Genomic DNA, 16049 nt, shown 5'->3' with positions numbered 1-16049 from the left:
ACAACAAAAAGATCAATAAACATAAGTTTCTTGTCAATTCTTTAACCTAATACCTGACACCCGACACCTGACACCAACAATTAATTCTATATTTTGCGTAACATCAGATAGTAATTAATTTGATGGTGAAAATATTGCGGTGGAGGGCGCCTTCCACCGTTTTTTGATATTGTAAATACAAATAATTTACTCTTATTCTCAAAAAGCAAAAAAGGACGATGTCCTCACTGTGGACAATTTTTCACATCTGAGGATATTATAGAAATCGACCATATAATCCCAAAGAGTTTAGGTGGTTCTAATAAATACGATAACTTACAACTCTTACATCGTCATTGCCATAATATTAAAACCAGAACAGACGGAAGTTTGGAAAGGTGACAGCATCCATGACAAGGAATAGCAAACCGGGACCGTATGAGGTGAAAGTCTCATGTGCGGTTGTGAATGGGAGGGGAGTGAAGCGATTCAGTTCTAAACCCCTAATGAGCCATGAAGAAAAATCAATGTTGTTAGGAATTATTTTGATAATTGTCGGTATTATTCTGTTTTTTATTCGCCAAAATCAGAGTAATGAATTACTAAGTTTACAATCTGCTCGAAAAACTAATGTTGCTGAATTAACCAATATAGCTAACTCTATTAGTCAAGAAATAGGGGTGGGGGATTGGCGAGATTATGTCAAAATATGGGGGAAAATAACAGTAAATAAACCTATTCTATCAGAATTAAAACAAGAACCCTGTGTTTATTATGAAATGAAAATAGAAAGGGAATATGAAGAAAAAAAATTCAGCTTTATAAACGATACTTCACAAGATTACTTTTTCATAAACCCTTGTTTGGATGTTGTGGTAATGGTATTTGTCGCAACAATTCAGAGTAGCAGTAAAATATAGTTAACTGTAAATTATGATTAAATCAAACTGCCATGACTGGAATCGTTGTATTTGACATTGATGGGGTGATTCGAGACGTTACCAACTCCTATCGAAGGGCGCTGGCGGATACTGTAGAACATTTTACGGAGGGCGCCCATCGCCCCAGTATGGAAGAAATAGACAACCTTAAAGCCGAAGGAATTTGGAATAATGACTGGGAAGGCTCTCAAGAATTAGTATATAGATACTATCAAAATCAAAATAAAAAACCTCCAGAAATCAACTATGAAGAAGTGGTAAATTTTTTCCAACGTCGTTATCGAGGGGAAAATTTAGATAATCCTCAGCAATGGGATGGTTATATTACTCAAGAACCTTTGTTGGTAAATCGGGAATTTTTTGCTAAATTAGACGAAAGTAGTTACTATTGGGGATTTTTTAGTGGTGCTACCAATGGTTCAGCCCATTATGTCCTCAATACTCGCTTAGGATTGAATAATCCCCCTCTTGTGGCGATGGATGACGCACCGGGTAAACCCGATCCCACAGGTTTGTTTTTAGTAGTACAAATGATTCAAACAAAATATCAATTAGATTCATCTTTACCGATAATTTATTTAGGGGATACCGTTGCTGATATGATGACTGTCACTAAGGCAAAGGAAATAGAAAGCCAACGAGAAATTACTGCTATCGGTGTTTTACCTTCCCACGTCAAAGATAATGGTATTCGTCAAGATAATTATACTCGTCAATTACAACGGGGAGGGGCGCTGAAGGTTTTATCTCAAGTCACTGATTTTTTATAGAAGAATAGCATACACTTAAAAAATCTAAAAACAAATTTTTAAAATCAAACTATGATTATAAACTTAAAAATACCGAGCCTCCTACCCCCGAATTAATCGAAAAAGTAACTAATATTTTCCGTAGTTACGATTTATTGGTTTAATATACCTCTCCAATAATTATTTTTTGTTAGCTGGAAAGGGTTGAATACTATTCAACCCTTATGGAGTTACAAGTTAGGAGAAAGGCTGATAAATTAAAATGGGGTTAACTAAAACATAACTCAACCGAAAAGAAAGACAGACAAACTGATTTAAAATTAACGTTTACGAGCGCCCGTCATACCATCAGAAACACCAGAGCCCGCCAACAAGCGTTTAAGTTCATCAGGCTTGCCACTCTTAGCCAATCCTTCTTCCATGCTAATCGTGCCAGTTTTGACCAAATTCGCCAATGCCTGTTCCATAGTTTGCATACCCAATTTAGACCCAGTTTGAATCGCTGAATAAATTTGTGGTGCTTTTGCTTCTCGAATCAAGTTAGCAATAGCAGGAGTAACAATCATAATTTCTTGTGCCATGGCACGACCAAATTCTCCCGGTTTGGGGTTGTGTTTTTTGGTCAAACATTGAGCGAATACAGCCAATAGAGAATTAGATAACATCGCCCGAATTTGAGCTTGTTCTGCCGCCGGAAATACATCAATAATACGATCAATCGTACCAGCCGCCGAACTGGTGTGCAAAGTACCAAAGACAAGGTGTCCAGTTTCCGCCGCACTAATAGCAAGGGAAATCGTTTCAAGGTCACGCATTTCCCCCACCAGAATAATATCAGGGTCTTCCCTTAAAGCAGCTTTTAGCGCGTTAGCAAAACTTTTGGTATCTTCTCCCTTTTGTCGTTGGTGAAATAAACTATTAACATTGGGAAAAACGTACTCGATAGGGTCTTCCACTGTTAAAATATGTTCAGCACGGGTACGATTGATCAGGTCTAACATAGCAGCCAGAGTGGTGGTTTTTCCTGATCCTGTTTGCCCTGTTACCAAAATGAGACCTCTGGGGCGATCAGTCATTTCCTTAATGATGTCGGGTAAACCCAACTGATCAAAGTTAGGAATTTTGGAAGACAGCGCCCGTAAACAAGCTGCATAACAACCCCTTTCTTTATAGACATTGACTCGAAAACGAGCCAAGCCTTTAACACCATAAGAACAATCTAATTCCCAATTCTGCTCTAAAGTTTTACGTTGCGTATTATTGAGCATACTAAAGATTAATTTTTGACAATCTTGGGGGGTGAGAGGTTCTTCGCCGATAGGGGTTAGCTTACCACTGATGCGAAAATAGACGGGTGCACCTGCTTGAATGTGCATATCAGAACCACCCATTTCCACCAGTTGTTCCATCAAATCCTCAATCATTAAATCCATAGGTCTTTTCTCCTGATGATCTCTTTCATCTACTATAGCTAATCAATTTACTAAACTAAGACGGATTGAACTTGCTTTTTGTATAAATTGATTAATGTCGCAATTTCCCCATGACCAACTTGCCAAAAAATACTCGCTCGAATTATATCCCTGATACATTTATGCGGCACAATACGGTATATCCCCGTAGCCACAATAGCATCACCATCAAAAGAGATAGTGAAGGTCGTATCCGACAAAACTTTGAGCATAATACCCAAAGCACCGTTATAATCCCTTAAAATGCGATGACCGCACTCAGGACATTTAAAAACTTTAGCACCACCTAATTTACTGTGAACATGACCACACTTTGTACAAGTTTTGCTGGTAAATTCCTCTGTCACATCAATAATTTGACAGCCACTTAACTCAGCTTTATTTTTCAAAACTTGTTTAAATCTCTTTTTTCACTTTCCGAAAGAAGTCCTAAGTAGTCTGTCTTAATCCTTATGAGTCAACGCCTCTAAATTATTCAGCAAACCCAAATTAATAATCGGGCTAGAAGCCCGATATACGTTGCAAAAAAAGCTATTTTTTGGAAAAGTCTAATTAACCAAAGTAATCAGGCTCATTACCCGGAATCCATTTAATATTACAACCTAAACTAGGTTTTTGATCTGGGTTAATTTCTTCTCCAGCCAGTAAAGCATCCAGCGCCCTCCGCATATCAGCGCCCGTCACCGCAATATCAAGACTAGGACGACTATCATCTAATTGACCACGATAAACTAATTTCATGTTACTGTCAAATAAATAATAATCAGGAGTACAAGCGGCACGGTAAGCCTTCGCTACCTCTTGGGTTTCATCGTAACACACGGGGAAATTAAAACTTTCTTCTTCCGCCATGGCTTTTAAAAATTCTGGTGCATCATCGGGATATTTTTCCACATTATTAGGGCTAATGCCCACAATACCAATATTTTTCGGTAAATAATCTTTAGCAATTCTAGCAAATTCCGCTCTAACGTGTTTGACAAAAGGACAATGACAAGAGAGAAAAATTACTAATAAACCCTGACAATCTTTGAAGTCAGTCAATGATATTTGTTTACCGCTAACAGCATCAGGTAAAGAGAAATCGGGCGCTATTGTCCCTAAATCTAGCATGGTTGATGGTGTTCTCGCCATAATTTTGCTCCTATAAATCAATTTATCCTGTCATTATCTCATATCTACGGCAAAGGGCAAAGTTAAGGGAGGTTTCAGGTAGCAGGTAGCAGGTTTCAGGTTTAAAACCCTTCCCTCCATAGACTCTTGTACAAGAAAAAGATCAATAAACATAAGTTTCTTGTCAATTCTTTAACCTAACACCGCGACACCCGACACCAACAATTAATTCTATTTTTGCGTAACATTAGTTCATAATTCATAATTTTCCCCTATTCTCCACCTCAACAAAAAATCATAGCTTAATTCACCAATGCTTTTTTGATAAAATAATGACTGTCTTGTCATGCAATCAGTCAATATTAACTATGGGGCGCAAATCAGGTTATTCGGAAGTTGTCACCAGTGTTTTACACACCATTCAAGCACAATTCAACCTACCACGTCTCAGGCAAGGCGCTTCAGTGCCAAAAATTATTCTCAAAAATAATGCTAGTGGCAAAACCTATGATTATCCTCTCTTGGGGGAAAGCTATGTCATCGGGCGCAACCGTCTTAACTGTGATATTGTCATTGCTAATCCCATTATTAGTCAAGTGCATTGCGCCATCGAGAGAAATAAAAATCAGCGCCGTTTTCAAATTAAAGATTTAAAATCTACTAACGGTATCTATTTAGGCAAAAGACGTTATCAAAACCTTACCCTTAGACATAATGATGTTATCACGTTAGGACCTCCTGAGTTAGCGGATGTCATCGAATTATCTTTTCAGAATCCTCCAGCGCCCTCCACCCTTGTTTTACGCTATGGTTTATTTATTCTCAGTGGCTGGTTACTGATTATTTTACTAACAGTAGGCATATTATGGAGTCAATACGAAGTTAACCCGTTACCTTATGGGAATACGGGCGCTACAGTGGTATATGGCGAAGACGGTAAAACTCCCTTATCTCCCAGAGTAACCACACCTCACCGAGAATTAGCAAACCTCAAGGATTTTTCTCCTTATTTGCCCCAAGCCTTGATGGCTTCGGAAGATAGTCGTTATTATTGGCATTTTGGCATTGATCCAGTGGGAATCTTACGCGCTATTGTCATTAATAGAGGCGGTGAAGCGCGCCAAGGCGCTAGTACCATTACTCAACAACTGGCGCGGAGTTTATTTCCCTCCGTAGGTAGAGAAAACAATTTGGGGCGTAAATTGCGAGAAATGGTTGTGGCTACCAAATTAGAAGCCGTTTACAGCAAAAATGAAATTCTCAAAGCCTACCTTAATCGAGTTTATTTGGGTATCAATTTGTATGGTTTTGAAGATGCGGCACAATTTTACTTCAAGAAATCCGCCAGAGATTTAACCATCGCTGAATCAGCTACCCTCGTGGCAGTGTTACCAGCGCCCAACGCCTACAACCCAGTGCAGGATTATGACACAGCTTTAGCTTTGCGTAATCGAATCATCCAAAGAATGTTTAATTTAGGCATGATTAGCGAGGAAGAAGCTAGTAGCGCCCGTCGCTCTCGTATTGACATTAGTCCCGAAGCAAGGGAAACTCTCAGTAATATCATCGCCCCTTATTTTTATAGCTATGTTTTCCAAGAAATGCGTAGTTTACTGGGGCAAGACTTGTTACAAGAGGGGGATTTTATCATTGAAACCAGTTTAAATTTTGCTCAACAAGAAAAAGCGGAAAAAGCTCTCGCACAGTATATAACTAATAATGGCACAAACTATGGTTTTAGTCAAGGGGCGCTTTTGACCATGAAAAGTGACACGGGAGAAATTACTGCCATGGTAGGGGGAAAAGATTATCAAGAAAGCCAATTTAATCGCGCTACCCAAGCTCAAAGGCAACCAGCTTCTACTTTTAAGCTCTTTGTTTATAGTGCTGCTGTGGCGCAGGGTATTTCCCCTAACAAATCTTATCCTTGCGGTGGAGTGCGCTGGCAAGGGGTACAATTTTCCCCCTGTCGTCATTTTTCGAGTAATGTCAATATGTATCAAGGTATGGCATGGTCTGAAAACCCAGTCGCTGTAAGGGTTGCCCAAGATGTGGGTTTAAATCAGGTGGTGGACATGGCAAAAAAAATGGGCATTAAATCCCCTCTTAATGCTGTGCCGGGATTGGCTTTAGGGCAAAGTGAAAGTAATTTGCTAGAGATGACGGGCGCTTATGCTACCATTGCCAACGGTGGAAAATGGCAACGCCCCCACGCCATTAAGGTTATACGGGATGGGCGTGACTGCACGGATTTTCAAGATAATGCTACCTGTCGAGAGGTTTATCGTTTCAATCAAGATAATTCGGAAACTCGTCAAGTGCTTAATACCGCTCAAGCTCAAGTTATCCAAAAAATGTTACAAGATGTAGTAACAATGGGTACAGGGAAAAATGCTTATCTAGGCAAGGGAGAAGCGGGGAAAACTGGCACGAATACCGCCAATAAAGATTTATGGTTTATCGGTTATTTGCCTTCTCCTAGTCTGACGACGGGCATCTGGTTAGGTAACGATGATAATTCACCTACTAAGGGAGGGAGTGCGCTGAGTGCTTCTTTATGGGCGCAATATATGAAAGATGAATTATGAATTATGAATTATGAATTATGAATTATGAATTATTATCTCCTCTGCTTCCCTTTCACCCTCAAAACCTTTGCCCTTTAAACTTTGCCCTTTTTAAACCTTTGCCCTTTCAACTTTGCCCTTTTTAAACCTTTGCCCATTGCCCTTTTCCCTTCATTAGGCTGTGCTGAAAACAAAAATTAACATTATAAAATGTGAGATTAAAAAAAAATACTGTTAGATTGTTGATAGAAGTTATTTATACTAACGATAACCTTACAAAAATTAAGTATTTCTCAAGCTAAAAATGGATTTAACTAATTTTCCTTGGCTGACAACAATCATTCTTTTCCCCATTGTTGCTTCTCTTTTTGTTTTCATTATTCCCGATAAAGATGGTAAAACCGTGCGCTGGTATGCGTTAACGGTGGGTTTGATTGACTTTGTTCTTATCGTTTATACTTTCTATCAAGGCTATGATTTCAGTAATCCTAATCTACAATTAGTGGAAAGCTATACATGGATACCTGATATTGATCTTAAATGGTCGGTGGGCGCTGATGGCATCTCCATGCCGTTAATTTTACTAACTGGATTTATTACTACCCTTGCTATTATGGCGGCTTGGCCTGTTAGTTTTAAACCTAAGTTATTCTATTTTCTCATGTTGGCAATGTATGGCGGACAAATTGCTGTATTTGCGGTGCAGGATATGTTACTTTTCTTTCTCGTTTGGGAGTTAGAACTTGTGCCAGTGTATCTCATCCTGTCTATTTGGGGCGGTAAACGGCGTTTGTATGCGGCCACCAAATTTATCCTTTATACGGCTGGAGGCTCGTTATTCATCCTTGTAGGGGCTTTAACCATGGCTTTTTACGGGGATACGGTGACATTTGATATGACTGCCATTGCTCAAAAGGATTATGGTTTAAATTTACAATTACTGCTTTATGGCGGTTTTCTCATTGCCTACGGGGTGAAGTTACCGATTTTCCCTCTCCATACTTGGCTACCTGATGCCCATGGGGAAGCGACAGCGCCCGCCCATATGTTATTAGCTGGAATCCTTTTAAAAATGGGGGGATACGCGCTGATTAGGATGAATGCCGGGATGTTACCTGACGCCCACGCTTATTTTGCTCCTGTTTTGATTATTTTAGGGGTAGTTAATATCATTTATGCTGCCTTTACTTCTTTTGCACAACGTAATTTAAAACGCAAAATTGCTTATTCGTCTATTTCTCACATGGGTTTTGTGTTGATTGGTATTGCTTCTTTTACTGATACTGGTATGAGTGGCGCTATGTTACAAATGATTTCCCATGGTTTAATCGGGGCGAGTCTGTTTTTTATGGTGGGCGCTACTTACGATCGCACCCATACTCTTTTATTGGATGAAATGGGCGGAGTTGGTAAGCAGATGAAGAAAATTTTTGCCATGTGGACAACTTGTTCTATGGCTTCTTTGGCTTTACCCGGTATGAGTGGTTTTGTGGCAGAATTAATGATATTTATTGGTTTTGCCACCAGTGACGCTTATAGCACTACTTTTAAGGTGATTATGGTGTCTTTGGCTGCGGTAGGGGTGATTTTAACTCCTATTTATTTATTATCTATGCTAAGGGAGTTAATGTATGGACCTGAAAATAAGGAATTAGTATCTCATAGTAAACTGATTGATGCTGAACCAAGAGAGGTATTTATTATTGCTTGTTTGTTGATTCCTATTATCGGTATTGGTTTATATCCGAAAATTGTTACGCAGATTTATGATAGTACCACTAACCAGTTAACGGCTTTATTGCGTCAATCTGTTCCTAATTTAACTACGGAAATTGTTGAGGAGAAAAACATGGAAGTGATTGCTCTTCAAGCGCCCTCCATCCCTAGCCCTGCTTCATTATCAAATTTTTAGTTTGGGCAAAGTAATAAGTAATGAGTAATAAGTAATAAGTTTTGATTGTTTTTGATGAAAAAAGATTTTCTCAGATTTTTTAGATAACAGCTAAAATTTCAAGAAGTAAAAATTTTTTGATACTTATAGGCTGAGGATCATAGCTAATTACATTCTCTTACTTTGAAACAGCCCTGTTGTCATTAATGGAGTAAGGGGGGAAGGGAAAATGGGGAAATTACGAATTATGAAATAATAATTTCCTTTGCCCCTTGCCCTTTGCCCTTTGCCCTTTTAAATAATTATCCTAAATAAAATGGAAAATCAAACCAGCGCCCTCACCCCCATCATCGAGTTAAAAGGAATCAAAAAAGCCTTTGGTAATGACGTCATTTTAGATGGACTTGACCTAAATATTTATCGGGGAGATGCCATGGTAATTATTGGACCATCAGGCACAGGAAAATCAACTATATTAAGAATAATTGCTGGTTTATTACTTCCTGACGAGGGGGAAATCTATGTCAATGGCAAAAAAAGAGTCGGTTTAATTGATGACCATGGTGACTCCATGGCTATTAGTATGGTATTTCAACAGGCAGCATTATTTGACTCTCTCACCGTCAGAGAAAATGTCGGTTTTCTTCTTCATCAACACTCTCGTTTATCTTCTCAAAAAATCGGTGAAATTGTGGATCAAAGTTTAGAAATGGTTGGTTTACCCAATAAAGGAGACCTTTATCCGGCGGAACTTTCTGGAGGCATGAAAAAAAGAGTTAGTTTTGCGCGCGCCGTCACTTTTAATCCCGAAAATGACGCAGAAAGACCAGAAGTTATCCTTTATGATGAACCAACCGCCGGACTTGATCCCATTGCTTCCACTGTCATCGAAGACTTAGTAACTGATTTAAGGGTGGAGTGCGCCGCTTGTCAAACTTATGTCATGGTAACTCACCAAGAAAGTACCATCAGAAGAACTGGTCAGAAAATAATTTTTTTGTATAATGGTAAGGTTCAATGGGAAGGTCAAGTAAGCGATATTGACAATACCGATAACGAATTAGTCAGACAATTTTTCAGCGCCCGTCGGGAAGGGCCTATTCAAGTAGTTTAAAGAGGTTTAACATGGCACGTTCAAGATTAGCAAGAGAGGGAACTTTAGGATTATTTATTATTCTTGGCGGTGTGATTTTTGGCGGTTTAGTTTTCTTTTTAAGGGGCATGACTTTAGGACAAGATACCTACCAACTACGTCTGCAATTTGATAATGTGGGCGGTTTACGAGAAGGAGGCAGAGTATTATATCGAGGCATGGAAGTCGGTAAAATTACCGCCATTACACCAGATGTTAACGGTATTGAAGTCATAACCGACATCGATAGTACCTTAAAAATTCCCAAAGATTTATTAGTAGAAACTACCCAATCAGGGCTATTAGGGGAAATAATCATCACCATGTCACCTCAATCGCAACTCACTGACGGCGCGCGCCAAATTAATCCCCTTAGCCCAGAATGTAATGAACAAAACGAGATTATTTGCGATCAAGATGTGATTAAAGGACAGTTTAGCGGTGATTTAATCGCCAGCATGACCAAATTAACCGTATTATTGAGCGATCCTGTTTTTTTCGGGCAATTAAATCAAGCCGTAGTTAACACTGCTAAAGCAGGAGAAAATGTCGCCCTTCTCAGTAATGATTTATCAGCTTTTATAGCCTCCACTCGCAAAGACTTGGATAAACTCTCCACCGTTGCCGATAGTGTCATTGCTACTTCCGAATCTTTCGCCAATACCGCTAATGTCACCTCCGAGCAAATTAATCGCCTTGCGGATCAGTTTAGCACCACCGCCACAGAAATCAGCGCCCTCACCCGTAATACAAATGAACTGATAGAAAATAATAAATCAACTCTCAATGAAACTGTGGTGAGTCTCAGTGAAACCAGTAAAGAAGCCACACAGTTAATTAAAAATGCTAATAATGTGGTGGGAAAATTAGATCGTACACTAGATCAAGTTGACACGGTGGCAATGGCAGAAAATATTAATCAAGCCATCGCCAATTTAGAAACAATTACCAATAATTTAAACGCCGTTTCTCAAGAGTTGAATAACCCTACTAATTTAGTGGCTTTACAACAAACCCTCGACTCTGCTAGGGTAACATTTGCTAATACCGCTAAAATTACTTCAGATATAGATGACTTGACAGGAGATGCACAATTTAGGGACAACGTGCGCCGTTTAGTAGATGGTTTAAGTAGTTTAATCTCCTATACTGATATGTTAGAAAAACAAGTGGAGTTGGCCACAATTCTCCATGACGCCCAACAAATTACGGCAAAACAATCCACTTCTCCTCAAATTTTTCAATCCCAAAACTCTAACCATCAATTATTAAAATAAAAATGGCTCTATTACCTTGACGAATCTAAGCGCACATTTAAGTTTAATGGTGGAGGTAGGCAACGAGCAACAGGTAAGCGTTTAAGTCATAAGGCAAGGAGTTTAAACCCCTTGTTAATGGAATGGGTAAGTTAAATGCGTCTTAGCTTGTGATAAATTACTGGTTGTGAAAGGAAAAAAGGGAAAAACTCTCAATATCGTATGATAAAACATTTCCCTTGTTCATGGAGGCGAGAAACAAAAAATGTGGTTTATTGATCTGAAATGCACTGTAAAACAAAAAGAAAAAATTAACCATATACTAAAAAATCGTATAACCTAAGAGGTATAGAACAGATAAGAATTTCACATGGTAGAGCAAATAGTAACAAAACCCACCATCCAAGTAGAAGATGATCGCACAGGCATGAGCCCTGAAACCTTCAAAAGAGCGTTTTTAGATAATCTCTTTTACATTCAAGGTATCAACCAGAATAAAGCATCAAAATATGATTATTATGTCGCCCTCGCCTACACCATTAGAGACCGTATTTTACACCGTTTTCTGAAAACTAAGGAAACCTATCGAGAAAAAAACAGTAAATTAGTTTGTTATTTTTCCGCTGAATTTTTGATGGGTCGTCATTTGGGGAATAATCTTGTTAACTTGGACATTTATCAAGAAATTGAACAAGTTATCAGTGAATTAGATTTAGATTTAGAGGAATTATTAGAACAAGAACCTGATCCCGGTTTAGGAAACGGCGGTTTGGGGCGCTTGGCGGCCTGTTTCCTCGATTCCTTAGCTAGTTTAGAAATTCCTGCCATTGGTTACGGTATTCGCTACGAATTTGGGATTTTTTATCAGTTAATCCAAGATGGTTGGCAGGCGGAAATTCCTGATAACTGGTTGAGATTTGGCAATCCTTGGGAAATTCCTCGCCCTAATGAAACTATGCCTGTTAAATTAGGTGGTTATACCCAGCCCTATTGCGATTCTAAGGGTAATTGCCGGGTGTCTTGGATTCCTGATCGTACTGTCTTAGCAATTCCCCATGATACTCCTGTACCGGGTTTTAAAACTAATACGGTTAATCCTTTGCGTTTATGGAAGGCGGAAGCTAGTGAGGAGTTTAATTTTGAAGCCTTTAACGCTGGTAATTATGATCGGGCGGTAGAGGAAAAGATCAATTCTGAAACCATTTCTAAGGTGTTATACCCTAATGATAATACCCCGGCTGGTCGTGAGTTGAGATTGGCGCAACAATATTTCTTTGTGTCTGCTTCATTGCAGGATTTAGTAAAATTACACCTTAGTCGTAATGAGAGTTTGGCTAATTTCCATGAAAAAGTAGCGATTCAGCTTAATGACACTCACCCGGCTATTGCTGTGGCAGAGTTGATGCGTTTATTTGTGGATGAGTATGCCATGGATTGGGATAAGTCTTGGTATATTACCCAAAAAACTTTTGCTTATACTAACCATACTCTTTTACCTGAAGCGTTAGAAAAATGGTCAGTAAGTTTATTCAAACAGCTTTTACCCCGCCATTTGGAAATTATTTTTGAAATTAATTATCGTTTCCTCGAAGATGTGCGCACTTGGTATCCCGATCGAGAGGATTTATTAACTCAAGTGTCGATTATTGAGGAGGGCGCTGAACAAAAAGTGCGCATGGCTCATTTAGCCTGTGTGGGTAGTCATGCCATTAATGGGGTAGCGGCACTACATACGGAGTTGTTACAAAAAGAAACTTTGCGCGCTTTTGCCTTTTTGTGGCCCGAAAAGTTCTTTAATAAAACTAATGGGGTGACTCCTCGTCGCTGGATTTTGTTGAGTAATCCTGAGTTATCTAAATTGGTGACGGAAAAAGTGGGCGATGGTTGGTTAAAAGATTTAACCCAAATGCGCGGTTTAGAAAAATATATTGATGATGCTAAGTTTTGTCAACGGTGGCGCGCGATCAAGAAAGCTAATAAACAGAGGTTAGCTGAGTATATTTTCAAAAAAATGGGCATCGAGGTGGATGTCAATTCGATTTTTGATGTACAAGTTAAGCGGATTCATGAATATAAGCGCCAACATTTAGCGGTTTTAAATATCATCGCTCTTTATAATCGTATTAAAGAAAATCCAGATGTGGATATTGTGCCTCGTACGTTTATTTTTGGCGGTAAAGCGGCGCCCGGCTACTTCATGGCAAAATTGATCATTAAATTAATCAACAGTGTAGCAGATGTGGTTAATAAAGACCCTGATGTGCGCGGTCGTATTAAGGTGGTTTTCTTGCCTAATTTTAATGTTTCTTTGGGTCAAAAAATTTATCCGGCGGCTGATTTATCGGAACAAATTTCTACGGCGGGGAAGGAGGCTTCTGGTACTGGTAATATGAAATTTGCTATGAATGGTTCATTAACCATTGGTACTTTGGATGGTGCTAATATTGAAATCCGTGAGGAGGCGGGCGCTGAAAATTTCTTCTTGTTTGGTTTAACGGCGGAGGAAGTGGGTCAAACGAAGGCAAATGGCTATAATCCTATGGATTACTATAATAATAATCCTGAGTTAGCCCAAGTAATTAACCGTATTCGTGATGGTTATTTCAGTCATGGCAATCGGGATTTATTTAAGCCTATTGTGGATGATTTGTTGGGGAGTGATCAATATATGTTGATGGCTGATTTCTCGGCTTATGCGGATTGTCAAGATAAGGTGGCGGAGGCTTATCGTGATCAAGAAAAATGGACGAAAATGTCTATTTTAAACAGCGCCCGTATGGCGAAGTTTTCTAGCGATCGCACTATCCGAGAATACTGTAAGGAAATTTGGGAGGTGGACTCGGTTAATATTGAGTTAGAGGATTAATTTCCTAGGTGGAGGGCGCTTTTCACCTTGATACTTAAATCAAGCGCCCTCCACACCCCCGACAAAACTGGTTACTTCTTGCTTAAAATAACAGTTAACCAACTGTTACACTACGCTCTATTAATAATTACTAATCCTACTCAATTATCAATTTTCTCCACTGGTTATAAGTCTACCCACGGTTTTTTGACTATCCGTAAAAGTTTTTCTAGCTACTCTTTGAATGTCATCGGCAGTAATCCCATTAATCGCCTCTAAACGAGTGAAAATATTACGCCAATCTCCAGTTTTGGCTTGATATTGTGCTAGTAAATTTGCCATTCCTGCATTAGAGTCAAGAGAGCGCAATAAGTTAGCTGTTGCTTGAGTTTTAACTCTCATTAGTTCTTCTTCCATTACTAAATCGTTTTTTAGTTTTTCTATTTCTTGATCTAGAGCTTTTTCCAACTCGGCGGAGGATTTATTGGGAGCTAAGACAGCATAAAATACCATTAAGTTAGAATATTTATCACCGGGAAATCCAGTAAAACCAGAAGCACTTAGGGCTACTTTTTGGTTTTCGACCAAGGATTGATATAAGCGGGAAGTGCGCCCGTCACTCAAGATAGAGCCAATCATGTCATAGACTAAATAGTCTGGGTCATTGAGATTAGGGATATGATACCCTTCAAAGTATAGAGGTTGAGAAGGATATTTTACTTCTACTGTTCTTGTTTTTGTTTGTATTGGTTCATTAATACTAAGCAAGTCTGGTTTAACGGTTTTAGGAAAACGCCCAAAATACTCTTGAGCAAAAGTTTTTACTTGGTTAGGTGTCACATCTCCCACGATAGCAATGGTGATGTTACTACCGCCGTAATAACGATTAAAAAAGTCGGTAACGTCTGATATGGTTAGATTTTCAATGTCTGATCGATACCCAATTACTGGGCGACGGTAAGGATGAGAAACAAAGGCAGTGTCTAAAAATTGTTCTACCATTTTACCGATAGCAGAATTATCGGTGCGTAGTTTTCTCTCTTCTAAAATTACTTGTTTTTCTTCATAAAATTCTCGAAAAACTGGGTCTAAAAATCGATTGGATTCTAAATACATCCATAATTCTAATTTATTACTAGGAAAGTTGTAAAAATAGGCAGTATAGTCAGCAGAAGTAGCAGCATTTAAACCTACTCCTCCTTCAATTTCTACAATTTGTCCAAATTCATTTTGTTTAACGTATTTTCTGGCTTCTTGATTTAATTTTTGAAATTTAGTTTCTAGTTCATTTAACTTGATTGAGTTATTATTTTTTTTAGCTATTTTTATTTGTTGAAAAAGCTGATCTAATTCTGCTAATATGGGTTTTTCTGCTTGATAATTAATGGTACCAATTTCTGATGTACCTTTAAACGCTAAATGTTCGAGGAAGTGCGCTACTCCTGTTTTCCCTTCTGGTTCATCAACTCCACCTACATCTGCATAGGTTACGAAGGAGGTGACGGGCGCTTGATGATTTTCTAAAATAATAAATTTCAAGCCATTATCAAGGGTAAACTCACTAACTTTATTCTTAAATTGTTCTAGGTAAGGAGTAATAGAAATTTCTGAGTTAAAGTTATCTGTTTTTGCTTGTAAATTGAAAGGAAATACTTGCCAAATAAAAGTTATTAATAGCAGGAATGAGAAAAATTTTTTAATCTTCATATAATAAATTTTAAAACCAAAAAAGTTGAGTATAGGACAAAAAAAGAAAAGCAATATAAAGTAATATCAAATCCGAGTTATCAATTACAATTAAATGAATTAGATTTATTGCATAGAAATAGTTAAAAAAGTAACTTTAGCTAATCATCTTAACTTACAAGAACTCTACCAAAAGTATCAAAGTTGAAATAATGCTATTTCTCCTAGTTATTATCATATATTTTGACTTCCGTTACAAATTTCATCATCAGCAGATGTCTGATCAAGACTAAAAATAGTCTCTCAAAATTAATTTAGAAATGATTTACTGATAGTTTAGTTTTTTCTTTCAATGGTAAAACTATTAATTTTTTCTGTCGATACATTTAGAAATCTCCGTAATAACAACTTCTTCTTT

At 38.3% G+C, this 16049-nt stretch carries 12 protein-coding genes; 8 read left to right on the top strand and 4 right to left on the bottom strand.

Features of this window, described 5'->3' with window-relative positions; translation table 11 throughout:
- The first annotated feature begins 168 nt into the window (after positions 1-168).
- The 3 genes from IGQ45_08630 to IGQ45_08620 all read left to right on the top strand — a co-directional run bounded on the left by IGQ45_08630 (position 169) and on the right by IGQ45_08620 (position 1690).
- Positions 169-381: an HNH endonuclease gene (locus IGQ45_08630; GenBank protein ID MBF2057275.1), complete on the top strand. Its 213-nt coding sequence runs from the start codon at positions 169-171 to the stop codon at positions 379-381.
- A 104-nt stretch (positions 382-485) separates the two neighbouring features.
- Entirely contained in the window at positions 486-899 is a 414-nt protein-coding gene (locus IGQ45_08625; protein ID MBF2057274.1) for a hypothetical protein, read from the top strand.
- Positions 900-931: 32 nt separating this feature from the next.
- Positions 932-1690, top strand: coding sequence for a TIGR01548 family HAD-type hydrolase (locus tag IGQ45_08620; protein ID MBF2057273.1), 759 nt, complete (start codon positions 932-934; stop codon positions 1688-1690).
- Positions 1691-1989: 299 nt separating this feature from the next.
- On the opposite strand, the gene IGQ45_08615 is transcribed toward IGQ45_08620, so the two are convergent.
- The 3 genes from IGQ45_08615 to IGQ45_08605 all read right to left on the bottom strand — a co-directional run bounded on the left by IGQ45_08615 (position 1990) and on the right by IGQ45_08605 (position 4275).
- Entirely contained in the window at positions 1990-3102 is a 1113-nt protein-coding gene (locus IGQ45_08615) for a type IV pilus twitching motility protein PilT (GenBank protein MBF2057272.1), read from the bottom strand.
- Positions 3103-3152: 50 nt separating this feature from the next.
- Positions 3153-3530 (bottom strand): transposase, encoded by a 378-nt coding sequence (locus IGQ45_08610; GenBank protein MBF2057271.1) that lies wholly within the window; start codon positions 3528-3530, stop codon positions 3153-3155.
- Between the two features lie 163 nt (positions 3531-3693).
- Positions 3694-4275 carry a thioredoxin family protein gene (locus IGQ45_08605; GenBank protein ID MBF2057270.1) on the bottom strand — a complete coding sequence of 194 codons (582 nt, stop codon included), beginning with the start codon at positions 4273-4275 and terminating at the stop codon, positions 3694-3696.
- 347 nt (positions 4276-4622) lie between these two features.
- Between IGQ45_08605 and IGQ45_08600 the strand changes: the two genes are divergently transcribed.
- The 5 genes from IGQ45_08600 to IGQ45_08580 all read left to right on the top strand — a co-directional run bounded on the left by IGQ45_08600 (position 4623) and on the right by IGQ45_08580 (position 13966).
- The gene (locus tag IGQ45_08600; GenBank protein MBF2057269.1) at positions 4623-6842 is read left to right on the top strand and encodes a PBP1A family penicillin-binding protein; all 2220 of its coding nucleotides are present in this window, start codon (positions 4623-4625) and stop codon (positions 6840-6842) included.
- Positions 6843-7125: 283 nt separating this feature from the next.
- Positions 7126-8733: an NAD(P)H-quinone oxidoreductase subunit 4 gene (locus IGQ45_08595; GenBank protein ID MBF2057268.1), complete on the top strand. Its 1608-nt coding sequence runs from the start codon at positions 7126-7128 to the stop codon at positions 8731-8733.
- A 295-nt stretch (positions 8734-9028) separates the two neighbouring features.
- The gene (locus IGQ45_08590) at positions 9029-9826 is read left to right on the top strand and encodes an ATP-binding cassette domain-containing protein (protein ID MBF2057267.1); all 798 of its coding nucleotides are present in this window, start codon (positions 9029-9031) and stop codon (positions 9824-9826) included.
- 11 nt (positions 9827-9837) lie between these two features.
- Positions 9838-11121: an MCE family protein gene (locus IGQ45_08585; protein ID MBF2057266.1), complete on the top strand. Its 1284-nt coding sequence runs from the start codon at positions 9838-9840 to the stop codon at positions 11119-11121.
- Between the two features lie 349 nt (positions 11122-11470).
- Positions 11471-13966, top strand: coding sequence for a glycogen/starch/alpha-glucan phosphorylase (locus IGQ45_08580; protein MBF2057265.1), 2496 nt, complete (start codon positions 11471-11473; stop codon positions 13964-13966).
- 147 nt (positions 13967-14113) lie between these two features.
- Here the strand turns inward: IGQ45_08580 and IGQ45_08575 are convergent, their stop codons facing one another.
- Positions 14114-15652, bottom strand: a complete 1539-nt coding sequence (locus IGQ45_08575) for an insulinase family protein (GenBank protein MBF2057264.1) — start codon at positions 15650-15652, stop codon at positions 14114-14116.
- Positions 15653-16049 lie beyond the last annotated feature (397 nt).

The organism is Cyanobacterium sp. T60_A2020_053 (assembly GCA_015272165.1).
Taxonomy (GTDB): Bacteria; Cyanobacteriota; Cyanobacteriia; order Cyanobacteriales; family Cyanobacteriaceae; genus Cyanobacterium.
This window is presented reverse-complemented; position numbering and strand designations above follow the sequence as displayed.

Coding starts and splice junctions, on each gene's coding strand:
- IGQ45_08625 (MBF2057274.1), top strand. CDS start 486: ATGAGCCATGAAGAAAAATCAATGTTGTTAGGAATTATTTTGATAATT.
- IGQ45_08620 (MBF2057273.1), top strand. CDS start 932: ATGACTGGAATCGTTGTATTTGACATTGATGGGGTGATTCGAGACGTT.
- IGQ45_08615 (MBF2057272.1), bottom strand. CDS start 3,102: ATGGATTTAATGATTGAGGATTTGATGGAACAACTGGTGGAAATGGGT.
- IGQ45_08605 (MBF2057270.1), bottom strand. CDS start 4,275: ATGGCGAGAACACCATCAACCATGCTAGATTTAGGGACAATAGCGCCC.
- IGQ45_08600 (MBF2057269.1), top strand. CDS start 4,623: ATGGGGCGCAAATCAGGTTATTCGGAAGTTGTCACCAGTGTTTTACAC.
- IGQ45_08595 (MBF2057268.1), top strand. CDS start 7,126: ATGGATTTAACTAATTTTCCTTGGCTGACAACAATCATTCTTTTCCCC.
- IGQ45_08590 (MBF2057267.1), top strand. CDS start 9,029: ATGGAAAATCAAACCAGCGCCCTCACCCCCATCATCGAGTTAAAAGGA.
- IGQ45_08585 (MBF2057266.1), top strand. CDS start 9,838: ATGGCACGTTCAAGATTAGCAAGAGAGGGAACTTTAGGATTATTTATT.
- IGQ45_08580 (MBF2057265.1), top strand. CDS start 11,471: ATGGTAGAGCAAATAGTAACAAAACCCACCATCCAAGTAGAAGATGAT.
- IGQ45_08575 (MBF2057264.1), bottom strand. CDS start 15,652: ATGAAGATTAAAAAATTTTTCTCATTCCTGCTATTAATAACTTTTATT.